Here is a 19335-nt window from a genome sequence, read left to right on the forward strand (position 1 = left end):
GAAGCCTCTTTGAATCACGCTAACCTGCGACAGACCACAAATTACACGCCGTCGTTAACCTGAACTCGTTGCCCTGGCTACTGGCTGTTTGCCTTGACTCGCGCCGAACCTTCGGTTAGGGACAGCGCGCAATCGGCGTGGAGGGTTCTTCCGCGCCGCTTGTTTTTTGAACCCGCAGACTGACAAAAAGACGGCCGAACCGCCTGAAGCGGTTCATCAAGGCCGACCGAACAGCGAAAGGCAAAAAATGTTCGCAGTCATCAAAACGGGCGGCAAGCAGTATCGCGTCGCCGCCAACGATCTCTTGAAGATCGAAAAAGTCGAAGGCCAGGTCGGCGATATCGTCGAGATCGGCCACGTGCTCGCGCATGGCGAAGGCGAGAATGTCACGTTCGGCGCGCCGTTCGTCGACGGCGCCTTGGTCACCGCCGAAGTGGTCGAACAGGGCAAGAACCGCACGGTCATCGCCTTCAAGAAGCGCCGCCGGCAGAATTCGCGCCGCAAGATCGGCCATCGCCAGCTTTTGACCACCGTGCGGATCGCCGAGATCCTGCTGGATGGTGCCAAGCCGACGAAAAAGGCCGCGGCCAAGACCGAGGCAAAGGCCGCGCCGAAGACCGAAGCCAAGGCAGAGGCTGCGCCGAAGAAGGAAGCCAAGGCAACCGAAACCGCCGCTCCGCTGTTCAAGACGCCGAAGGGCGAGCCGGACGATCTGACCGTGATCAAGGGCATCGGCCCGGTTGCGGCCGGCCAGTTGAACGAGCAGGGCATCACGACCTTCGCCCAGATCGCCAAGCTGTCCGACAAGGATGTCGCCAAGATCGACGAGCATATGCCGTTCAGCGCCGACCAGATCATGGACTGGCGCGAGCAGGCCAAGGAATTGGCGAAGAAGTAAAGCGGCCCGGCGCGATCGTCGCCGGTTCGGACTTGAAACGGAACGCGAACGCGTTCATAAGACCTTTTAAGCGCCTAGCGGCGCATCGGAGTTAGTTAGATGGCACACAAGAAAGCTGGCGGTTCGTCGCGCAATGGTCGCGACTCCCATTCCAAGCGGCTCGGCGTGAAGAAGTTCGGCGGCGAAGCCGTGATTCCGGGCAACATCATTATTCGTCAGCGCGGCACGACGTGGCATCCCGGCACCAATGTCGGCATTGGCACGGATCACACGCTGTTTGCGCTCGAAGCTGGCGCAGTCACCTTCAACAAAAAAGCCAATGGCCGAACCTACGTATCGGTGAACCCGATGACGAAGGCCGCGGAGTAGCCGGTTCCGTACGAGAACACCGGCACCCATCTCGGGAACCGGTGTCTGGCCAAGCCAGGAAATGGATCAGGGGAGATGGGTTTCCATCTCCCCTTTTTCTTGTGCCTGGAGGACTGACATGGTTGCCGAAGCGGAAGATACAGACGGTGAAAGTTACGCGATAGATTGTCCGGTCCTGGTGACCGAGCGGCTGGTCCTGCGGGCGCCGCGCGAAAGCGATATCGAGCAACTGGTGGTGCTCGCCGACAACCGCCACGTCGCCGAAATGCTGGCCCGCATGCCTCACCCGTACGGTGAGGCCGAAGCACGCGCCTTCCTGGCGATGACGGCGTCGCGCCGGGCCGGGATTGCCTATGCCTTGACGCTGGCCGGTACTGAAACTTTCGTCGGTTGCGCCGGCCTCAACACCACCGATCGCGGGCTGGAGCTCGGCTACTGGATCGGCGAGCCCTACTGGAAGCGCGGCTATGCGACGGAAGCCGCGCATGCGCTGGTCGATCTCGCCTTCCAGAAGACGGCGATCCAGGTGCTGCATGCCTCGACACGGGTCATCAATCCGGCCTCGCGCCGGGTCATCCACAAATGCGGCTTCCAGTATGCCGGCCAGGGCATGCTGAACTCGATCGTCGCCGGCCAGGTGCCGGTCGAGCGCTACCGTCTCGATCGCAAGACCTGGACCAGCCTGCGGAACTGGGTGCATTTCTGATGGACGCTGGTCAGGCCATCTCGACCCAGACCGGCAGGTGGTCCGAGCCAACCGCTTGCCGGTCGACCCACAGGTGCTTCAGCGATTTGGCGAGCGAGGCGCTGGTGAAGACATAGTCGATGCGCTTGTGGCGGCTGGCGTCGTCAGGCCGCTTGGGATCGACCCAGGTGACGAGATCGGCGCCTGTGGCGGCAAGGCGCAGGGCGACATCGACGGCAAGATCGGCGGTCACAGGCATGCCGAATTCGTGATCCAGGCGGCCGGTGAGTTCGACATGTTCCGGCGATCCGGCCAGCATGTTGAAGTCGCCCATGACGACGAAGCCTCCGGGACAAGGCAGGTCGGGCAGGCCGACTTCGGCGACGCCCGACAGCGCGCCGCCCTCGATCGCATAATTCAACAGGCGCTGGCGCAGAAACCGGATCTGGCTGGCGCGTTCGACCGGGCTGCGATGGTCGAGATGGGTGGAATAGAAGCGGATGAAACCGAGCGGCGTCTCGATCAGCGCCTCCAGCGCGCCGCGCTGGAAATTCATCACTTCGAAACTGCGGCTGCGCGGCAAGAGGAGATTGCGCGACAGGTGAACGGGCGTTTTCGACAGCACCATGTTGCCGAGCTGGAAGGTGGTTGTGATGGCGCGGCCGTTTTCCAGGCGAGAGCCGACATTGGCCTCGAAATTGCTGCCGTAGACGGCGAAGTATTCGGGCAGCGACTCGCCGGCTCGGCCAGCACGTCGCGGCCGCCATTGTTGGGGTTGTTGCGCGAGACCTCCTGCAGCGCGATCACGTCGGCGCCCCGCACGGCATCAGCGATGCGGCCGACATCGTAGCGGCCGTCGAGGCCGACGCCGTAGTGGATGTTGTAGGTTACGAGCTTCATTGCGACTCCGGCCATGTTCATAAACAGCCTCGCCCTTCGCCTCGCCTTGGTTTAGAGCAGTGCCGAAGGTTTAGAGCAATGCCGCAAGGCCACTAGTAGAAACTCAGCAATCCGATGAAATTTCTCGATCAAGCCAAGGTCTACATCCGCTCCGGCGACGGCGGCGCTGGTTCGGTGTCGTTCCGGCGCGAAAAGTTCATCGAGTTCGGCGGCCCCGACGGCGGCGACGGCGGCCGCGGCGGCGATGTCTGGGTGGAGGCGGTCGATGGGCTGAACACGCTGATCGACTATCGCTATCAGCAGCATTTCAAGGCCAAGACCGGTACGCACGGCATGGGCCGCAACATGACCGGCGCCAAGGGCGCCGACGTCACGCTGAAAGTGCCGGCGGGAACGCAGGTCTTTGCCGAAGACAACGAGACGCTGATCTGCGATCTGACCGTGGTCGGCCAACGCTTCCTGCTTGCCAAGGGCGGCAATGGCGGCTTCGGCAACCAGCATTTCAAGACCTCGACCAACCAGGCGCCGCGCCGCGCCAACCCCGGCCAGCCGGGCGAAGAGCTCAACATCTGGCTCAGGCTCAAGCTGATCGCCGACGCCGGCCTGGTTGGCCTGCCCAATGCCGGCAAGTCGACCTTCCTGGCCGCCGTGACTGCGGCCAAGCCGAAGATCGCCGATTATCCATTCACCACGCTGCATCCGGGCCTCGGTGTGGCCCGCATCGACGGTCGCGAGTTCGTCATCGCCGATGTTCCCGGCCTGATCGAAGGCGCGCATGAAGGCGTCGGCATCGGCGACCGTTTCCTCGGACATGTCGAACGCACGCGCGTCCTTCTGCACCTCGTCTCCGCGCAGGAAGAAAATCCGGGGAAGGCCTACAAGACCGTGCGCACCGAACTCGACGCCTATGGCCATGGTCTGATCGAGAAGGTCGAGATCGTAGCACTTTGCCAGGTCGACACGCTCGATGCCGACGCACGCAAGAAGAAGGTCGCTTCGCTGAAACGCGCCGCCGGCCGCGCGCCGATGCTTTTGTCCGCCGTCACCGGCGAAGGCGTCGAAGCCGTTCAGCGCGCGCTGATGACGGTCGTGGGCGAGGCACGCGAAGCTGTCGCCACTCCGGTCGAGACGCGCTGGAGATAGCGATGGCCGCGCAGTCGCTGAAAAAATACCGGCGCATCACCGTCAAGATCGGCTCGGCGCTGCTTGTCGACCGCACGACCGGCCTGAAGCGCGACTGGCTGGCCTCGCTTGCCGACGACATCGCGGTGCTGGCCGAAGGCGGCGCCGAGATCCTTGTCGTATCATCCGGCGCCATCGCGCTTGGCCGCACCATTCTCGGCCTCGGCAAGCGGGCGCTGAAGCTCGAGGAGAGCCAGGCGGCGGCCGCCGTCGGGCAGATTGCGCTGGCCGGCGCCTGGTCGGATGCGCTCGGCAAGGGCGGCCTGAAATCGGGCCAGATCCTCCTGACGCTCGGCGACACCGAAGAGCGCCGCCGTTATCTCAATGCGCGCGCGACGATCTCGACGCTGCTCAAGATGAAGGCGGTGCCGGTCATCAACGAGAACGATACGGTGGCGACCTCCGAAATCCGCTATGGCGACAATGACCGGCTGGCGGCGCGCGTCGCCACCATGATGGGCGCCGATCTCTTGGTGCTGCTCTCCGACATTGACGGGCTCTACACGGCGCCGCCGGCGCGCGACCCGCAAGCCCAGTTCATTCCTATCGTTGACCGCATCACCTCCGAGATCGAGGCGATGGCGGGTGCCGCCGCTTCGGAGTTTTCACGCGGCGGCATGCGAACCAAGCTCGACGCCGGAAAAATCGCCACCGCCGCCGGCACCGCCATGATCATCACATCAGGCACGAGACTGTCGCCGCTGCTGGCGATCGAGCGTGGCGAGCGGGCGACGTTCTTCCGGCCGAGCGCCAATCCGGTCAAGGGCTATAAGACGTGGATCGCCGGGCAGCTCGAACCGGCTGGCCGGCTGACAGTCGATGCCGGCGCGATCGGCGCGCTGCTGTCGGGCAAGTCGCTGCTGCCGGCCGGCGTCAAGCTGGTCAGCGGCAATTTCTCGCGCGGCGACACGGTGGCGATCCTGTCGCCCGAAGGCCGCGAGATCGCGCGCGGACTGGTTGCCTACGATGCCGCCGATGCCGTAAGGATCGCTGGCTTGAAAACAGCCGAGATCGAAACTGTGCTCGGCTACGAAGCGCGCTCGGCGATGATTCACCGCGACGACCTTGTGGTGAGCCATTCCGGTGACCAAGTACGGGCCGCTGACCAAGTACAGGCCGGTGACCAAGTAACCAGCGGAGGATGAGCCATGCTGAAGCTGCATGAAAAATCCCGGGACGACACTGCCGCGCTGATGGCCGATATTGGCGGCCGCGCGCGGGCCGCCGCCCGACCGCTGGCCGTCGCCACAGCCGAGCGCAAGCACGCCGCGTTGATCGCCATGGCGCAGGCGATCCTTCGCCACGAGCAGGATATTCTCGACGCCAATGCCGTCGACGTCAGGAATGGCGAGAAGTCCGGGCTTTCAGCCTCTTTCATGGACCGGCTGAAGCTCGATCACGCCCGCATCCGTGCCATGGCCGACGGCATCAGTGAAATCGCCGGGTTGCGCGATCCGGTCGGTGATGTCATTGCCGAATGGGACCGGCCGAACGGCCTGCATATCGAGCGCGTGCGCACACCGCTCGGCGTTGTCGGCGTCATCTATGAGAGCCGGCCGAACGTGACGGCCGATGCCGGTGCGCTTTGCCTCAAGGCCGGCAATCCGGTGATCCTGCGCGGCGGCTCGGATTCGCTTAACTCCTCGGCGGCGATCCATGCCTGCCTGGTCGAAGGGCTGAAGGCGGCCAAGCTGCCGGAGGATGCCATCCAGTTGGTGCCGACCGCCGACCGCGCCGCCGTCGGCGAGATGCTGAAAGGACTTTCCGGCAATATCGACGTGATCATTCCGCGCGGCGGCAAGAACCTTGTCGAACGCGTCCAGAACGAGGCACGGGTGCCGGTCTTCGCTCATCTCGAAGGCATCTGTCATCTCTACATCGACCGCTCGGCCAAGCTCGAGATGGCGGTCAGGATCGCGGTCAACGCCAAGATGCGGCGCACCGGCGTCTGCGGCGCTGCCGAGACGCTGCTGGTCGACCGCGCTGTTGCCTCCACCCATCTGGTGCCGATCCTCGAGGCGTTGCGCGCGGCAGGGTGCGAAATCCACGCCGACGCCGAGGTGCTGAACGTGTTTGCCGACGCCCAGCCTGCGACCGACGCCGACTGGGTGAGCGAATATCTCGATGCCATCATCGCGGCAAAACTGGTCGATGGCGTTAAAGGTGCGATCGAGCATATCGAGAGTTTTTCCTCGCACCACACCGAGGCGATCGTCGCCGAGGATGCCGATGCGGTCGAACGTTTCTTCAATGAGATCGATTCGGCGATCCTTCTGCACAATGCCTCGACGCAATTCGCCGATGGCGGCGAATTCGGCATGGGCGCCGAGATCGGCATCGCCACCGGCAAAATGCATGCGCGCGGCCCGGTCGGTGTCGAGCAACTGACCTCGTTCAAGTACCGCGTGCGTGGGACCGGACAGGTGAGGCCTTGAAGCTATTCGCGGTTAGAGCCTGAGAGGCGTGCGCCCAGCCACCCCCCTCTGTCCTGCCGGACATCTCCCCCTCAAGGGGGGAGATTGGCTGTCATTTCTGTTTTCGCCAATCGCCGACGCTGCAAGATTTGCGGCTGCGATGAAGCCGCCAATCTCCCCCCTTGCGGGGGAGATGTCCGGCAGGACAGAGGGGGGTGCTTAGCACAATGCTCTCCCCTTCCGAACAACCCGTCCCCTCTCGCTACCTTCACATGCCGCATGCCGGAAAGGGCTTGGCCGTCGGGCTGTTCGGCGGCTCGTTCAATCCTGCCCATGCCGGCCACGCACTGGTTGCCGAGATCGCGCTCAGACGTCTGGCGCTCGATCAGTTGTGGTGGATGGTGACGCCGGGCAATCCGCTCAAGAGCGCGCGGGAACTGGCGCCGCTGGCCGAGCGGCTGCGCCTGTCCGAGCAGATCGCCCGGAACCCGAAGGTCAAGGTCACCGCCTTCGAGGCGACCCATTATGTCCGCTTCACCGCCGACACGCTGGCCCTGGTCAAGGCGCGCAACCCGGGCGTCGACTTCGTCTGGATCATGGGCGCCGATTCGCTTCGCGATTTCCACCGCTGGCAGCGCTGGCGCCAGATCGTGATGACGTTTCCGATCGCGGTGATCGACCGCCCTGGCGCGACGCTGTCATTCCTGTCGTCGGTCGTCGCCAAGACCTTCGATTACGCACGTGTCGACGAGGGCGACGCGCCGCGGCTCGCCCGCATGAAGGCGCCGGCCTGGACCTTCATCCACGGCCCGCGCTCGTCGCTGTCGTCGACCGCGATCCGCAATTCGGCGAACGGATAGGAGTCACCTTCTCCCCTTGTGGGAGAAGGTGGCCGAGCGAAGCTCGGTCGGATGAGGGGTGCTGGAAGGATCGCTACCTTGAAGACCTAAGCACTTAAATCCCCGGGATTTTTGCGCTGCATTTCTTCCGGCACCCCTCATCCGTCTCGGCGCTGCGCGCCGATCCACCTTCTCCCACACAAAGGGAGAAGGGAATATCCAAGCACCGCCCGTCCGGCCATGTCGCATTTGCGGCTGCCTTTCCCCGATCCGTGGGCGATCCTGCGCGGGCATGGCGATTCTCGAGCGAAACCAGACCAGACGCGATCCGGCGCCGGGCAGTCCGCCAGCCCCGGCGATCGCCATTGCTAGCGTCCTCCTGTCGATGGCGCTGGTTGCGGTCGGCAACGGGCTGATGTTCGCCTATATCCCGGTCCGGCTCGGCGCCGACGGCTTCGATCCGACCTGGGCCGGGCTGATTGTCACCGGCCTTTCGGCCGGCGGCCTGGCAGGCTGCATCCTGACCGGTCCGCTGGTGCGGCGCGTCGGCCATGCTCGCGCGTTCATGGTGCTGTCGGCGTTGATCGTGCTGTCCAATGCCGCCGTCGGGGCCGGGCCGCACCCGCTGTCGTGGATCGCGGCCCGCGCGCTCTATGGCTTTGCCATATGCGGCCTGTTCATCGTCGCGCAAAGCTGGCTGAACGACGTCGTCGCCAACGCCATACGCGGCAGGGTCATGGCCTTCTTCTACGTCGCCTATGTCGCCGGGCTCGGTGTCGGCTACTCCACACTGGCGCTGATCGACATAAGAACTGCGGACGCGCCGTTGATCGGCATCGCCTTCACCGCGCTGTCGATCCTTCCCGTTGGGCTGACGCGGCTCGTCCAGCCGCCGCCGCCGCAGGCGGCGTCCGTGGCGCTCGGACGGGCTTGGCGGATTTCGCCGGTGGGCGTCGCCGGCATGCTTGCCGTCGGTGGCCTGTCGATGACGATTTCGGGCTTCGCGCCGATCCATGCCACGGCCAAGGGGTACAGCCAGGCAGATGTGGCGCTGCTGCTGTCGGCGATGCCAGTCGGCACATTGATCCTGCAGATCCCGCTCGGATGGATTTCCGACCGCACCGACCGGCGCTTTGTACTGGTCGCCGCTTCGGCGCTTGCCATGGTGGCGGGCCTGTTCGCCCTCGGCTTCGACGGTGGTGCGCTGGCGGCGCTGGTCGTCATCTATGTGGTCTGGGACGGCGCATCGGAATCGATCTATTCGCTGGCCAGCGCGCATGCCGCCGACCGCGCCGGCAAGGACGACATGGTGGCGCTGTCCAGTTCGCTTCTGTTTGCGTGGTCGCTGTCCGGCTTCATCGTGCCCGGCATCGTGACCGGGCTTTCCGCTGTCTATGGAACGCAGGCTTTCATCTATGTGGCCATCGTCATTGCCACTGTTTTTTGCCTGTTCGTGCTGTGGCGTGTGGTGGCGATGTCGCCTGTTCCCACCGCCGAGACCGGCAATTTCGCGCCGATGACGGCGCAGGCACCGCTGCCAGTCGACCTCGCTTTCCCATCCGAAGAGCAGCGTCGCGCGTACAAGTAGACCTACGCCGGCAATTGATTATCTCACTGTCTGGTGGCGGCTTCCTGCCGTGGCGCTTCCGGTGGTGGCGCGGGTATAGAAATGCCTTCGCTGTCGAAAGCCTGCTTGGCGCGTTTGGTGAGATCGATCTGGGTGGCGAAGAAATCCGCAGCCGAGGTCCAGTAGCGCAATGTGATGGCGACGTTGCTGTCGCCGACGGTCGCCACAAAGGCAATCGGCGCCGGCTCCCGCCTGACGCGTCGCTCGGTGGCGGCGACGTCAAGCATGGTCTTCTGCGCGAAATCGATGTCGTTCCAGGAGCCGATGGTCAGCGTGATGTCGCCACGGCGGGCACCGTTGCGCGTATAGTTGCGGACAGGCTGGGTCCACAGCGTCGAATTGGGGGCGAGGATGTAGACGCCATCGACCGTTCTCAACGTGGTGGCGAACAGGCCGATTTCCTCGATGGTCCCGGCGATGGCGCCGACCTCGACATATTCGCCGATGCGGAATGGCCGCAGCGCCAGCAGCATGATCCCGGCGGCAATGTTCTGCAGCGTGCCCTGCAGCGCAAGGCCGATGGCCAGGCCGATGGCGCCAATGGCGGCAATGATCGAGGTCGTCTGGACGCCGAACTGGCCGAGCACCATGACGACGACGAGGATCAGTATGGCGTAGCGGACGATCCTCGAGAAGAAGTGGCGCAGCGTCGTGTCGAAGCCATGGATATGGCCGAGGCCGGCATAGATCGAGCGCTGGGCAAGGCCGGCGACGATATAGCCGAGGACCAGCAGGATGACGGCGCCGATGGCCGAGAAGGAGTACGAGACGATCAGCGCGCTGAGCTGCGCAAGGCCGGACTGCACGGTGAGGAGAGCGTTCTGAGGGTCGATAGGCATGAGGGGGATCCGGTTGGTCAATGCGCCGATAACCCAGGCCAGGCGACAAGAGTTCCGATTTTTCTTCAACTGTGGAACCGGAAGAACGGTTCTTCGTTGGCTACAGCAGGGCTGCCGTCTTGAAACTGCAACGTAACTCTGCCTATCTAAGGGGTGTCATCTGCTTTGAAGGGTGATTTGGTTGTTCTTGCTGCGAAAGGAAATACACTGAGAACAGCACTTTGGAAGAAGGCCGACATCGTGCCTTCGCCGGCCGGGATCAGCGTAAACGACGCCGTGTCCCGCGCCATCAAGACAGTCCTTGCCAGTCTGGAAGACTCCAAGGCCGAAAACATCGTCTCAATCGACATTCAGGGAAAATCGAGCCTCGGTGACTATATGGTCATCGCGTCCGGCCGATCGCACCGTCATGTCTCGGCTGTCGCCGATCATCTCCTCAAGGCGCTCAAGGATGCCGGGCTCGGCACGGCGCGCGTCGAGGGACTGGCCGGCGCCGACTGGGTCCTGATCGATTCAGGCGACATCATCGTCCATGTCTTCCGTCCCGAAGTCCGCGACTTCTACAATCTCGAAAAGATGTGGCAAGCGCCGGACCTCGAGGAAGAGACCCTCCACTGAGCCGCATTTGATTGATGCATGTCGTTTCCCAAACCGGTGACCACTTTTGGTGACATGCATTAGCGGCTCTTCGAGGCAGGGATGAAAATTGCCGTTCATGCCGTGGGCCGGATGAAAGCCGGCCCCGAGAAGCAGCTTGCCGACCGATATTTCGAGCGCTTCGCCAAGAGCGGGTCGGCGGTGGGGCTCGAATTCTCTGGGGTTGTCGAGATTCCGGAGGGCCGCGCCCAGACCGCCAACGAGCGCCGGCGCGAGGAAGGCCAGAAACTGCAGGCGCAGTTGCAGCCTGGTACCGCGCTGATGCTGCTCGACGAACGCGGCAAGAGTTTTTCATCCGAGGATTTCGCCGGACGCATCGGCCTGTTGCGTGATGGCGGGCGCAGGGCACTTGTCATTGCCATTGGCGGTGCCGACGGTCACGATCAGTCGCTGCGCGATCAGGCCGATCTGATGGTGTCGTTCGGCGCGTGGACATGGCCGCACCAACTGGTCCGTGTCATGTTGGGCGAGCAGCTTTACCGGGCCGCCACTATTCTTTCGGGTCATCCCTACCATCGTTCATGAACCCGACCAAAACCGGTGAACTGAGGGCCCAGCCGCGGGGATTTTGGTCCCAGGCCCGGGAGTTTATGCTAGATTGGCGAGGCTTCGAACATGGTTGATGGTTCGTTAACGAAGCCACGCATAGAGTCGGGCTTCAATGTCTGAAGATTGGAAATCGCGAACGGGCTTTTGGCGCGCACGCTGCGGCTTGGCAGTGGCGGCGCTTATGCTGTCGCTCGGCGCCGCGCGGGCGCAGAACAGGCTCGACATGGCGCCTGACCCGGACCAGAGCCGCGCCGAGTACGAACGGGTATCGAAGGAGATCACACTGTCGTCGGAGCGGCTGGCCAAGCTCGCCGCCGACATGGCGACGGTCAGGAAGGACCATGCCTCGATCACCGCGGCGCTGATCCAGTCGGCGATGACCGAGCAGAAACTTGGCCAGGACATCGAGGACATCGGCGCCAAGCTGGAAGGGCTGAAGGGCGAGGAGCAGAAGATCCGCGCCTCGCTGGCCGCCAGACGCGACGTTCTGGCCGAGGTGCTGGCCGCGCTGCAGCGCATGGGGCTCAATCCGCCGCCGGCCATCCTGGTCAAGCCGGAGGACGCGCTGTCGTCGGTGCGCAGCGCCATTCTGCTCGGCGCCGTGGTGCCGGAACTGCGCCAGCAGACCGAGATATTGCTGGCGGACCTCAAGGAGCAGTCGCGGGTGACCGCCGCGATCGAGGCGGAGCGGGCGCGGCTGACGGCGGCAGTCGGCGAGCAGACGGCGGAAAAGAAGCGGCTCAGCATGCTGCTGGAAGCCAAGCAGAAACTCGAAGCCGAGACGCAAACGGCGCTGGCGGCGGAAAAGCAGCGATCCGCAGCACTGGCGGCCAAGGCCGGCAGCCTGAAGGAACTGATCGCATCGCTCGAAGCAGACAAGGCCCGCAAGGCGGCGGCCGCGGCGAAGGCAGCCGAGCAGAAGGCCGCAGAGCAGAAGGCATCGGGCGCCGACAAGGCTCCGGCGCAGACGGCTCCGGCACAGAAGGCCCCGGAACAGACGGAGCTGGCGGCCCTGCCGGTGCCGGAGGCCAACCGGCTCACCGCCGCTGCACCGTTTTCGGCGCTTCAGGGGCAGATCGCGCTGCCCGTCACTGGCAAGATCAAGCGGCGGTTCGGGGCCAGCGACGGTAACGGCGCAGTGATGCTCGGTGACATGGTTGCGACACAATCGGGAGCCATCGTCACCGCGCCAGCGGACGGAAATGTGCTTTATGCGGGACCTTTTCGCTCCTATGGTCAACTCTTGATCCTGAACGCGGGTGACGGCTATCATGTCGTTCTCGCGGGGATGAGCAGAATCAGCGTCGCGTCTGGCCAGTCGGTGCTCGCAGGAGAGCCGGTCGGCGCGATGGGAGAGGCCCGGGTGGCGAGCACCTCGGCATCGAAGAATGGAAATGCTACGCCGGAACTCTATGTTGAGTTCCGCAAGGATGGAAAACCCGTCGATCCGACCCCATGGTGGGCGGACCGTTTCTCTGGAAGGACGTGAGATGATGCGGAAACTTTCGCTTCTGTTTGCCGGTGCGCTGATGGGCGCATCCGCGATGAGCCTGGTCTATGGCGCCCCCGGCTCAACGGCGAACGCTGCGGGCTCCGAGACCTATAAGCAGCTGGCGATCTTCGGTGACATCTTCGAGCGGGTGCGGGCGCAATATGTGACGCCGCCCGACGACAAGTCGCTGGTCGAAAACGCCATCAACGGCATGCTTACCTCGCTCGACCCGCACTCCTCGTATATGAACGCCGAAGAGGCGCAGGACATGCGCGTGCAGACCAAGGGCGAATTCGGCGGCCTCGGCATCGAGGTCACCATGGAGAACGACCTGGTCAAAGTGATCACGCCGATCGACGATACGCCGGCCGCCAAGGCGGGCGTGCTTGCCGGCGACTATATTGCCAAGATCGACGGCGAGGAGGTTCGCGGCCTGAGCCTCAACGACGCGGTCGAGAAGATGCGCGGGCTGGTCAACACGCCGATCAAGCTCACTATCCTGCGCCAGGGCGCCGACAAGCCGATCGAGCTGACGGTGGTGCGCGACATCATCAAGGTCAAGGCGGTCAAGTTCCGGGTCGAGAACGACATCGGCTACATGAAGATCACCTCCTTCACCGAAAAGACCCATGACGACCTCGAGAACGCCATCGACACCATCAAGAAGCAGGTGCCGAACGAAAAGCTCAAGGGCTACGTGCTCGATCTGCGCCTCAATCCGGGCGGGTTGCTCGACCAGGCGGTGAGCGTGTCCGACGCCTTCCTCACCCGTGGCGAGATCGTCTCGACGCGCGGCCGCGATCCGAAGGACGTCACCCGCTTCGACGCGCGGCCGGGCGACGACATCGACGGCAAGCCGCTGGTCGTGCTCGTCAATGGCGGCTCGGCCAGTGCGTCCGAAATCGTCGCCGGAGCGCTGCAGGATCTGCGCCGCGCCACGGTGGTCGGCACGCAGTCCTTCGGCAAGGGTTCGGTGCAGACCATCGTCCCGCTCGGCGAGAACGGCGCGCTGCGCCTGACGACGGCGCTCTATTACACGCCGTCCGGCAAGTCGATCCAGGGCAAGGGCATCACGCCCGACATCAAGGTCGACCAGCCGTTACCGCCGGACCTGCAAGGCAGGGATTTGACCCGCGGCGAGTCGGACCTCAAGGGCCACATCAAGGGCAGCGACGAGGGCGATACCGGTTCGGGCTCGGCAGCCTATGTGCCGCCGGAGCCGAAGGACGACCTGCAGCTCATCTTTGCCGAGCAGCTGCTGCGCGGCGAAAAGACCGATCCGGCGTTCCCGCCGAATCCGGACAAGGCAGTGCTGAACCAGTAGGGGCTGTGCTGAACCAGTAAAGGTCGATCAGCCGGACAACAGGTCTGGCTGCCTGATCGAAGCGATGTAATGCTGCCGGGGCTGCAAGGCCCCGGCAGTTTGATTCGGGGGAACCGCGGCTGGAGATGCGGCTTGGCTGACATCGGCAACGACATCGAACGCCCACTGGGGCAGGCAGTCCGGCCGCCGCGCGCGGCCCGCAGGATCAGCGCCGGTGTGGTCGCGGCCACGCTTCTTGTGCTGGCCGTAATCGGCGTGTCCGGCGCGATTGCGCTGCGCGAAAGGCCGTTTCGAAAACCGGAAGAAGTCGCCGTTTCGACACCGAAGACGACAGCGGTGGTCGAACCCGCAGCGCCGGCCAAGGAGCCGGCATCGAAGGCGGAAGCAGCATCCAAGATGGGCGGGCCGCAGATCATCCATATGCCAACCGAAGTTGACGGTCGTCCGCCCAAGGCGGCCATTGTCATTCGCGACCCTTCGACGATCGGCCAGAACCTGAGGATCGCGCATATTCCCGACAGGGCGCTGGTCGAGGCCGGCGAAACCGGCCCATTGCCGGTTCGTGCCGCCGACGGAAGGCGGCCGTTCGATGTCTATGCGCGGCCGTGGTCCGGTGCGCGCGGTGCGCGCGTGGCGATTGTTATCGGCGGGCTAGCCGTGTCGCAAACCGGCACGCAGGCGGCCATCGCCAAGCTGCCGGCCGAAGTGACGCTGGGATTTGCGCCACAGGGCAACAGCGTCGGCCGCTGGATGCAGGCGGCGCGGCAGAGAGGCCATGAGATCGTCATGCAGGTGCCGCTCGAACCGTTCGATTATCCGAAAGTCAATCCCGGCCGCAACACGCTGACGGTCGCGGCGACGGCGGATGAGAATTTAAAGAATTTGCGCTGGGCGCTGTCGCGGACGACCAACTACACCGGCGTCATGAACTATATGGGCGCGCGTTTTTCGGCCGATGCGGCGGCGATGGGGCCGCTGATGGCCGAACTCGGCACGCGCGGCCTGGCTTATGTCGACGACGGTTCGTCGGCGCGCAGCCTGGCGCCCGACCTGGCGTTGAAAAACGGCGTGCCGTTCGCCGCCGGTGACACGTCGATCGACGCCGTGCGGGATCGCGGCGCCATATTGAAGAAGCTGGACGAACTGGAAGCCACCGCGCGGGCGAAAGGCTTTGCTGTCGGCATCGGCTCGGCCTTCGACCTGACGGTCGACACCGTGTCGTTTTGGGTGAGCGAGGCCAAGAAACGCGGCATCGAGATCGTGCCGATTTCGGCAGTGGCGGTGGATCCGGAAAAAGGTTGAGCATGACGAAGAAAAAACCGGTCGACCCCGAGACGCTGCCTTATCGTCGCTGTGTCGGACTGATGGTCCTCAACGGTGATGGGCTGGTCTGGGTCGGGCATCGCATTGCCGAGCCGGACAGCGAATTCGCCGGCACGACGCAGCTCTGGCAGATGCCGCAGGGCGGCATCGACAAGGGCGAAGAGCCGCTGCAGGCGGCGCAGCGGGAACTCTACGAGGAAACCGGCATGCGCAGCGTCTCGTTGCTGGATGAGGCGCCGAACTGGATATATTACGACCTGCCGGCCCATCTGGTCGGCATCGCCTTCAAGGGGAAATATCGCGGCCAGACGCAAAAATGGTTCGCCTTCCGCTTTCACGGCGACGTCAGCGAGATTGAGATCAATCCGCCGCCGGGCGGCCACACCGCCGAGTTCGACAAATGGGCTTGGCGGCCGATGCAGGAATTGCCCGACCTGATCGTGCCGTTCAAGCGTCAGGTCTATGAGGACGTGGTTGCGGCGTTCCGGCATCTGGTTGCGTAGCTTGGCGCAAGCCGCGCTCGCGCCGACCACGGTTGCCGCGTCAGCGCGGTGGCTTTATTGATGGCCAATCCGCTGCAGACGGGGTTGGCATGAACGAGGCCTCCAAAAAATCTCTTTCTGAAAGGGTCGCCGTCAAAGCCGCGCCGATCAGCGAAGCGGCGGCCGGCGCCATATTGACCGTCGATCTCGGCGCCATCCGCGCAAATTACCGGCGGCTCAAGGCGCGCTTGGGTGGCGTCGGCTGCGCGGGTGTCGTCAAGGCCGACGGCTACGGGCTCGGCGGGGGCCAAGTGGCGGCGGCGCTGGCGGCCGAAGGCTGCGCTATTTTTTTCGTCGCGCATCTGGCCGAAGGGGTCTTGCTGCGCCAGGCGCTCGGCGCATGGCCAGCGATCTATGTGCTGAACGGCATTCAGCGAGGCGCTGAAAGCGAAGCCGTCTACGCCGAGCTGGGCGCGGTCATCAACAGCGCCGACCAACTCGCCGCCTGGCGCGCGGCGGCGCAGCGGGCCGGCCGCAAGCTCAAGGCTGCAATCCAGGTCGACAGCGGCATGTCGCGGCTCGGCATGGCGGCAGCCGAGGTGGAGGCCGTCGCTGCCGATCCGCAGGCTTTCGACGGTATCGACGTCACCTTCGTGATGAGCCATCTCGCTCGCGCCGACGAGCCCGAGCATCCGGCCAACGAGCAGCAGCGGCTGGAATTCGAGCGGCTGCGCAGGATGCTGCCAAAGGCGCCGGCCTCGCTAGCCAACTCCTCCGGCATCTTCCTTGGGCAGCCCTTTCATTACGACCTCGCCCGGCCCGGTGCGGCGCTCTACGGCATCAATCCGACGCCAGCGGTGGAAAATCCGATGCTGCCGGTGGTGCGGCTTCAGGCAAAGGTCATCCAGACGCGCAGCCTCGATAGGGGAGCTGGCGTTGGCTATGGCCATATTTTTCACGTGACCGATTCGCTGGCCGCCGCAACGATCTCGCTAGGCTATGCCGATGGCTGGCATCGACGCGCGGCCTCAGCCGCCTGGTTCGAAAATGTGCGCTTGCCATTCCTTGGCCGTGTATCGATGGATTCGATCGTTCTCGACATTTCGGCCCTGCCGCCCAACAGGCTGAAGCCGGGCGATCTCGTCGAACTGATCGGACCGTCGCAGACAGTGGACCAGGCGGCCGGCCATGCCGGCACCATCGGTTATGAAATCCTGACCAGCCTCGGACACCGCTTTCACCGGCGCTATGTAAATTGATAGCGCGCGGGCTTTTTTAGGCATGTCGTTGTCCCAAAACCGCTGCGTACTTTTGGGCGACATGCTTGAGCACTTGGCGGACGCCGTAAAATCCGGCAGACAGAAAGCCACGATGCCCCGTCCCAAAACCCCTGACAAGACGTCGTTCTGGAGAACTATGCGATGAAGATCTTCGTGCTGGGCGGCGGCGTTATCGGGGTCACTACCGCTTATTATCTCGCCGAGGCCGGCCATGAAGTGACGGTGATCGACCGCCAGAAGGGCCCGGCGCTGGAAACCAGTTTTGCCAATGCCGGCGAGATTTCGCCCGGCTACGCCTCGCCCTGGGCCGGTCCCGGCGTCCCGTTGAAGGCGATCAAATGGCTGTTGATGAAGCATGGTCCGCTGGTGGTGCGGCCGACTCTCGATCCGCATATGTGGGTGTGGCTGGTCAGGATGCTGCGCAACTGCACGGCCGAGCGCTATGCGGTGAACAAGGCGCGCATGGTGCCTTTGGCCGAATACAGCCGCGACACGCTGAAAGCGCTGCGCGAGGCGACCGGCATCGCCTATGACGAGCGCGCCAAGGGAACGCTGCAGCTTTTTCGCACGCAACAGCAGCTCGACGGCACTGCCGGCGATGTCGAGGTGCTGAAGACATACGGCGTTCCCTACGAGATCCTCGATCCCGACGGCTGCATCGCGGCCGAGCCAGGGCTGGCAGGGGTGCGTGAAAAATTTGTCGGAGGCCTGCGACTGCCGGGCGACGAAACTGGTGACTGCAAGATGTTCACCGACCGTCTGGCCGAGCTCTGCGTGGCGCGCGGCGTTACCTTCGAATACGACACCTCGATCAGGCGGATTGTCCGCAAGCGCAACCGTATCGCCAACATCAATACGAGCAAGGGTTGGAAGGCTGCCGACGCCTATGTGATGGCAATGGGCAGCTATTCGGCCAAGTTCATGCGCAGCCTGAAACGACCCATCCCGGTCTATCCGGTCAAGGGCTATTCGATCACCGTGCCGATCAAGGATGCTGCCGCAGCACCGGTGTCGACGGTGATGGACGAGACCTACAAGGTGGCGATCACCAGGCTCGGCGGCCGCATCCGGGTCGGTGGCACGGCGGAGATTTCCGGCTTCGACCTGACGCTGCATGAATCGCGGCGGCGCACGCTCGAACATTCGCTCGGCGACCTATTTCCAGGCAGCGGCGACATGCGGTCGGCGACCTTTTGGTGCGGGTTGCGGCCGATGACGCCGGACGGGCCGCCGCTAATCGGCCGCACCGAGTTTTCCAACCTCTATCTCAACACCGGCCACGGTACGCTCGGCTGGACCATGGCCTGCGGCTCGGCCAAGGTCCTGGCCGACATCATTTCCAGCCGGGTGCCGGACATCAATGTCCGCGATCTTGGACCGGAGCGATACCAGCGGTAGGATCGGAAGGGTCCTTCATCCATTTGGGCGGGGTGAGAAACTTGCCGCGCAATTTGGGATCAAGGTTCAACACACTTCGCCGCGTCAGATGAATATCGTCAGACGAACAGGCTTCGCTCCCGTTCCACCGCCTTGGTGATGAAGCTCGCGACGATCTGGACGCGGCGCAGCGGCCTGACCGATTCGTGATAGACCAGCCAGTAGGCGCGGCGGATGGGCGCGACAATGTCGACGGCCACCAGCTCCGGCATCGAACGGGCGACGAAGGTGTGCAGGATACCGATGCCGGCGCCGGACCGCACCGCTTCGGCCTGGCCGAGTGCCGAGGAGATGGCGAAGCTGGTGCGCCAGTCGGCACTGAACTCGGCCGCATAGTCGAGCGAGGGGCTGACGATGAGGTCCGGCACATAGCCGATCAGCGTGTGCCGGCCGAGCTCGGCGGGCGTCTGGGGCAGGCCATGCGCTTCGGCATAGGCGCGGGACGCGAACAGGCCGAGCGTGTAATCGACCAGCTTTCCCGCCACCAGCCTGCCTTCGGTCGGCCGCTCCACGGTGATGGCGATGTCGGCCTCGCGCCTGGACAACGAGAAGGAACGCGGCACCGGCACCAGCTGGATGGCGAGTTCGCGGTGAAGCGCCGTCAGTGCGCCGAGGCGTTTGGCCAGGAAGGCGACGCCGAAACCGTCAGGCGCGCCGATGCGCACCGAGCCGGAGACATCGTCGCCTTCACCCGCCACGGTCGAGCGCGCGGCGATCATGTCGCCTTCCATGCGCTCGGCGATGTCAAGGAAACGCTCGCCCGCCGGCGTCAACTCGCTGCCGGTGGTCAGCCGGCGAAAGAGTTTTGCGCGCAGCGCATCCTCGAGTGCGGCGACGCGGCGCGAGACGGTGGCGTGGTTGAGCTCCAGCCGCTTGGCCGCGCCCAAGATCTGGCCGGCACGCGCCACCGCCAGAAAGATGCGGACGTCATCCCAGTTCATGAGGAGGGTCCGCTTCAATCGCGAGCGCCGCGTTCCCGCCCACCCCCCCCCGGGGGGGGGGGGGGGGGGGGGGGGGGGGCCCGCGGCGGGGGGGGGG

General features: G+C 64.3%; 18 protein-coding genes and 1 pseudogene. 16 read left to right on the plus strand and 3 right to left on the minus strand.

Annotated features, from left to right (window positions below; translation table 11 throughout):
- Positions 1–247 precede the first annotated feature (247 nt).
- The 3 genes from AC0L3N_RS31895 (at position 248) to AC0L3N_RS31905 (ending at position 1973) form a co-directional block, all read left to right on the plus strand.
- Complete coding sequence (locus AC0L3N_RS31895; RefSeq protein WP_473551555.1) at positions 248–898, plus strand: 50S ribosomal protein L21; 651 nt, start codon at positions 248–250, stop codon at positions 896–898.
- 99 nt (positions 899–997) lie between these two features.
- Positions 998–1267, plus strand: coding sequence for a 50S ribosomal protein L27 (gene rpmA, locus AC0L3N_RS31900; RefSeq protein WP_023678077.1), 270 nt, complete (start codon positions 998–1000; stop codon positions 1265–1267).
- Between the two features lie 118 nt (positions 1268–1385).
- Positions 1386–1973 carry a GNAT family N-acetyltransferase gene (locus tag AC0L3N_RS31905; RefSeq protein WP_123151138.1) on the plus strand — a complete coding sequence of 196 codons (588 nt, stop codon included), beginning with the start codon at positions 1386–1388 and terminating at the stop codon, positions 1971–1973.
- A gap of 10 nt (positions 1974–1983) precedes the next feature.
- On the opposite strand, the pseudogene AC0L3N_RS31910 reads toward AC0L3N_RS31905, so the two are convergent.
- Positions 1984–2852 (minus strand): annotated as a pseudogene (locus AC0L3N_RS31910) (endonuclease/exonuclease/phosphatase family protein).
- A gap of 114 nt (positions 2853–2966) precedes the next feature.
- Here AC0L3N_RS31910 and obgE point away from each other — a divergent pair.
- The 5 genes from obgE (at position 2967) to AC0L3N_RS31935 (ending at position 8875) form a co-directional block, all read left to right on the plus strand.
- Positions 2967–3995, plus strand: a complete 1029-nt coding sequence (obgE, locus tag AC0L3N_RS31915) for a GTPase ObgE (RefSeq protein ID WP_473551557.1) — start codon at positions 2967–2969, stop codon at positions 3993–3995.
- A gap of 2 nt (positions 3996–3997) precedes the next feature.
- Complete coding sequence (gene proB / locus AC0L3N_RS31920) at positions 3998–5179, plus strand: glutamate 5-kinase (protein WP_473551558.1); 1182 nt, start codon at positions 3998–4000, stop codon at positions 5177–5179.
- A 3-nt stretch (positions 5180–5182) separates the two neighbouring features.
- The gene (locus tag AC0L3N_RS31925; protein WP_473551560.1) at positions 5183–6469 is read left to right on the plus strand and encodes a glutamate-5-semialdehyde dehydrogenase; all 1287 of its coding nucleotides are present in this window, start codon (positions 5183–5185) and stop codon (positions 6467–6469) included.
- A gap of 251 nt (positions 6470–6720) precedes the next feature.
- Positions 6721–7308: a nicotinate-nucleotide adenylyltransferase gene (locus AC0L3N_RS31930; RefSeq protein ID WP_473551562.1), complete on the plus strand. Its 588-nt coding sequence runs from the start codon at positions 6721–6723 to the stop codon at positions 7306–7308.
- A 271-nt stretch (positions 7309–7579) separates the two neighbouring features.
- Positions 7580–8875: an MFS transporter gene (locus AC0L3N_RS31935; RefSeq protein WP_473551563.1), complete on the plus strand. Its 1296-nt coding sequence runs from the start codon at positions 7580–7582 to the stop codon at positions 8873–8875.
- A gap of 23 nt (positions 8876–8898) precedes the next feature.
- Here AC0L3N_RS31935 and AC0L3N_RS31940 read toward each other — a convergent pair whose 3' ends face one another.
- Positions 8899–9753, minus strand: a complete 855-nt coding sequence (locus AC0L3N_RS31940) for a mechanosensitive ion channel family protein (RefSeq protein WP_473551565.1) — start codon at positions 9751–9753, stop codon at positions 8899–8901.
- A gap of 240 nt (positions 9754–9993) precedes the next feature.
- Here AC0L3N_RS31940 and rsfS point away from each other — a divergent pair, with 240 nt between their 5' ends.
- From rsfS to AC0L3N_RS31980, 8 genes are all read left to right on the plus strand, one after another.
- Positions 9994–10371 (plus strand): ribosome silencing factor, encoded by a 378-nt coding sequence (gene rsfS, locus AC0L3N_RS31945; RefSeq protein WP_023800052.1) that lies wholly within the window; start codon positions 9994–9996, stop codon positions 10369–10371.
- 81 nt (positions 10372–10452) lie between these two features.
- Entirely contained in the window at positions 10453–10935 is a 483-nt protein-coding gene (gene rlmH / locus AC0L3N_RS31950; protein ID WP_473551566.1) for a 23S rRNA (pseudouridine(1915)-N(3))-methyltransferase RlmH, read from the plus strand.
- A gap of 136 nt (positions 10936–11071) precedes the next feature.
- Positions 11072–12448 (plus strand): murein hydrolase activator EnvC family protein, encoded by a 1377-nt coding sequence (locus AC0L3N_RS31955; protein WP_473551567.1) that lies wholly within the window; start codon positions 11072–11074, stop codon positions 12446–12448.
- 1 nt (position 12449) lies between these two features.
- Positions 12450–13775 (plus strand): S41 family peptidase, encoded by a 1326-nt coding sequence (locus tag AC0L3N_RS31960; RefSeq protein WP_095495435.1) that lies wholly within the window; start codon positions 12450–12452, stop codon positions 13773–13775.
- A gap of 132 nt (positions 13776–13907) precedes the next feature.
- Positions 13908–15077: a divergent polysaccharide deacetylase family protein gene (locus AC0L3N_RS31965; RefSeq protein WP_473551569.1), complete on the plus strand. Its 1170-nt coding sequence runs from the start codon at positions 13908–13910 to the stop codon at positions 15075–15077.
- 2 nt (positions 15078–15079) lie between these two features.
- The gene (locus AC0L3N_RS31970) at positions 15080–15601 is read left to right on the plus strand and encodes an RNA pyrophosphohydrolase (RefSeq protein ID WP_473525714.1); all 522 of its coding nucleotides are present in this window, start codon (positions 15080–15082) and stop codon (positions 15599–15601) included.
- 89 nt (positions 15602–15690) lie between these two features.
- Positions 15691–16839 carry an alanine racemase gene (gene alr, locus AC0L3N_RS31975; protein WP_473551570.1) on the plus strand — a complete coding sequence of 383 codons (1149 nt, stop codon included), beginning with the start codon at positions 15691–15693 and terminating at the stop codon, positions 16837–16839.
- Positions 16840–17001: 162 nt separating this feature from the next.
- The gene (locus tag AC0L3N_RS31980) at positions 17002–18258 is read left to right on the plus strand and encodes a D-amino acid dehydrogenase (protein WP_473551572.1); all 1257 of its coding nucleotides are present in this window, start codon (positions 17002–17004) and stop codon (positions 18256–18258) included.
- Positions 18259–18356: 98 nt separating this feature from the next.
- On the opposite strand, the gene AC0L3N_RS31985 is transcribed toward AC0L3N_RS31980, so the two are convergent.
- Complete coding sequence (locus tag AC0L3N_RS31985; protein WP_473551573.1) at positions 18357–19238, minus strand: LysR family transcriptional regulator; 882 nt, start codon at positions 19236–19238, stop codon at positions 18357–18359.
- Positions 19239–19335: the final 97 nt, after the last annotated feature.

The organism is Mesorhizobium sp. WSM4807 (assembly GCF_055811615.1).

Coding starts and splice junctions, on each gene's coding strand:
- AC0L3N_RS31980 (WP_473551572.1), top strand. CDS start 17,002: ATGAAGATCTTCGTGCTGGGCGGCGGCGTTATCGGGGTCACTACCGCT.
- AC0L3N_RS31935 (WP_473551563.1), top strand. CDS start 7,580: ATGGCGATTCTCGAGCGAAACCAGACCAGACGCGATCCGGCGCCGGGC.
- AC0L3N_RS31955 (WP_473551567.1), top strand. CDS start 11,072: ATGTCTGAAGATTGGAAATCGCGAACGGGCTTTTGGCGCGCACGCTGC.
- AC0L3N_RS31930 (WP_473551562.1), top strand. CDS start 6,721: ATGCCGCATGCCGGAAAGGGCTTGGCCGTCGGGCTGTTCGGCGGCTCG.
- AC0L3N_RS31960 (WP_095495435.1), top strand. CDS start 12,450: ATGATGCGGAAACTTTCGCTTCTGTTTGCCGGTGCGCTGATGGGCGCA.
- obgE (WP_473551557.1), top strand. CDS start 2,967: ATGAAATTTCTCGATCAAGCCAAGGTCTACATCCGCTCCGGCGACGGC.
- proB (WP_473551558.1), top strand. CDS start 3,998: ATGGCCGCGCAGTCGCTGAAAAAATACCGGCGCATCACCGTCAAGATC.
- alr (WP_473551570.1), top strand. CDS start 15,691: ATGAACGAGGCCTCCAAAAAATCTCTTTCTGAAAGGGTCGCCGTCAAA.
- AC0L3N_RS31895 (WP_473551555.1), top strand. CDS start 248: ATGTTCGCAGTCATCAAAACGGGCGGCAAGCAGTATCGCGTCGCCGCC.
- AC0L3N_RS31940 (WP_473551565.1), bottom strand. CDS start 9,753: ATGCCTATCGACCCTCAGAACGCTCTCCTCACCGTGCAGTCCGGCCTT.
- AC0L3N_RS31905 (WP_123151138.1), top strand. CDS start 1,386: ATGGTTGCCGAAGCGGAAGATACAGACGGTGAAAGTTACGCGATAGAT.
- rpmA (WP_023678077.1), top strand. CDS start 998: ATGGCACACAAGAAAGCTGGCGGTTCGTCGCGCAATGGTCGCGACTCC.
- rlmH (WP_473551566.1), top strand. CDS start 10,453: ATGAAAATTGCCGTTCATGCCGTGGGCCGGATGAAAGCCGGCCCCGAG.
- AC0L3N_RS31970 (WP_473525714.1), top strand. CDS start 15,080: ATGACGAAGAAAAAACCGGTCGACCCCGAGACGCTGCCTTATCGTCGC.
- AC0L3N_RS31925 (WP_473551560.1), top strand. CDS start 5,183: ATGCTGAAGCTGCATGAAAAATCCCGGGACGACACTGCCGCGCTGATG.
- AC0L3N_RS31985 (WP_473551573.1), bottom strand. CDS start 19,238: ATGAACTGGGATGACGTCCGCATCTTTCTGGCGGTGGCGCGTGCCGGC.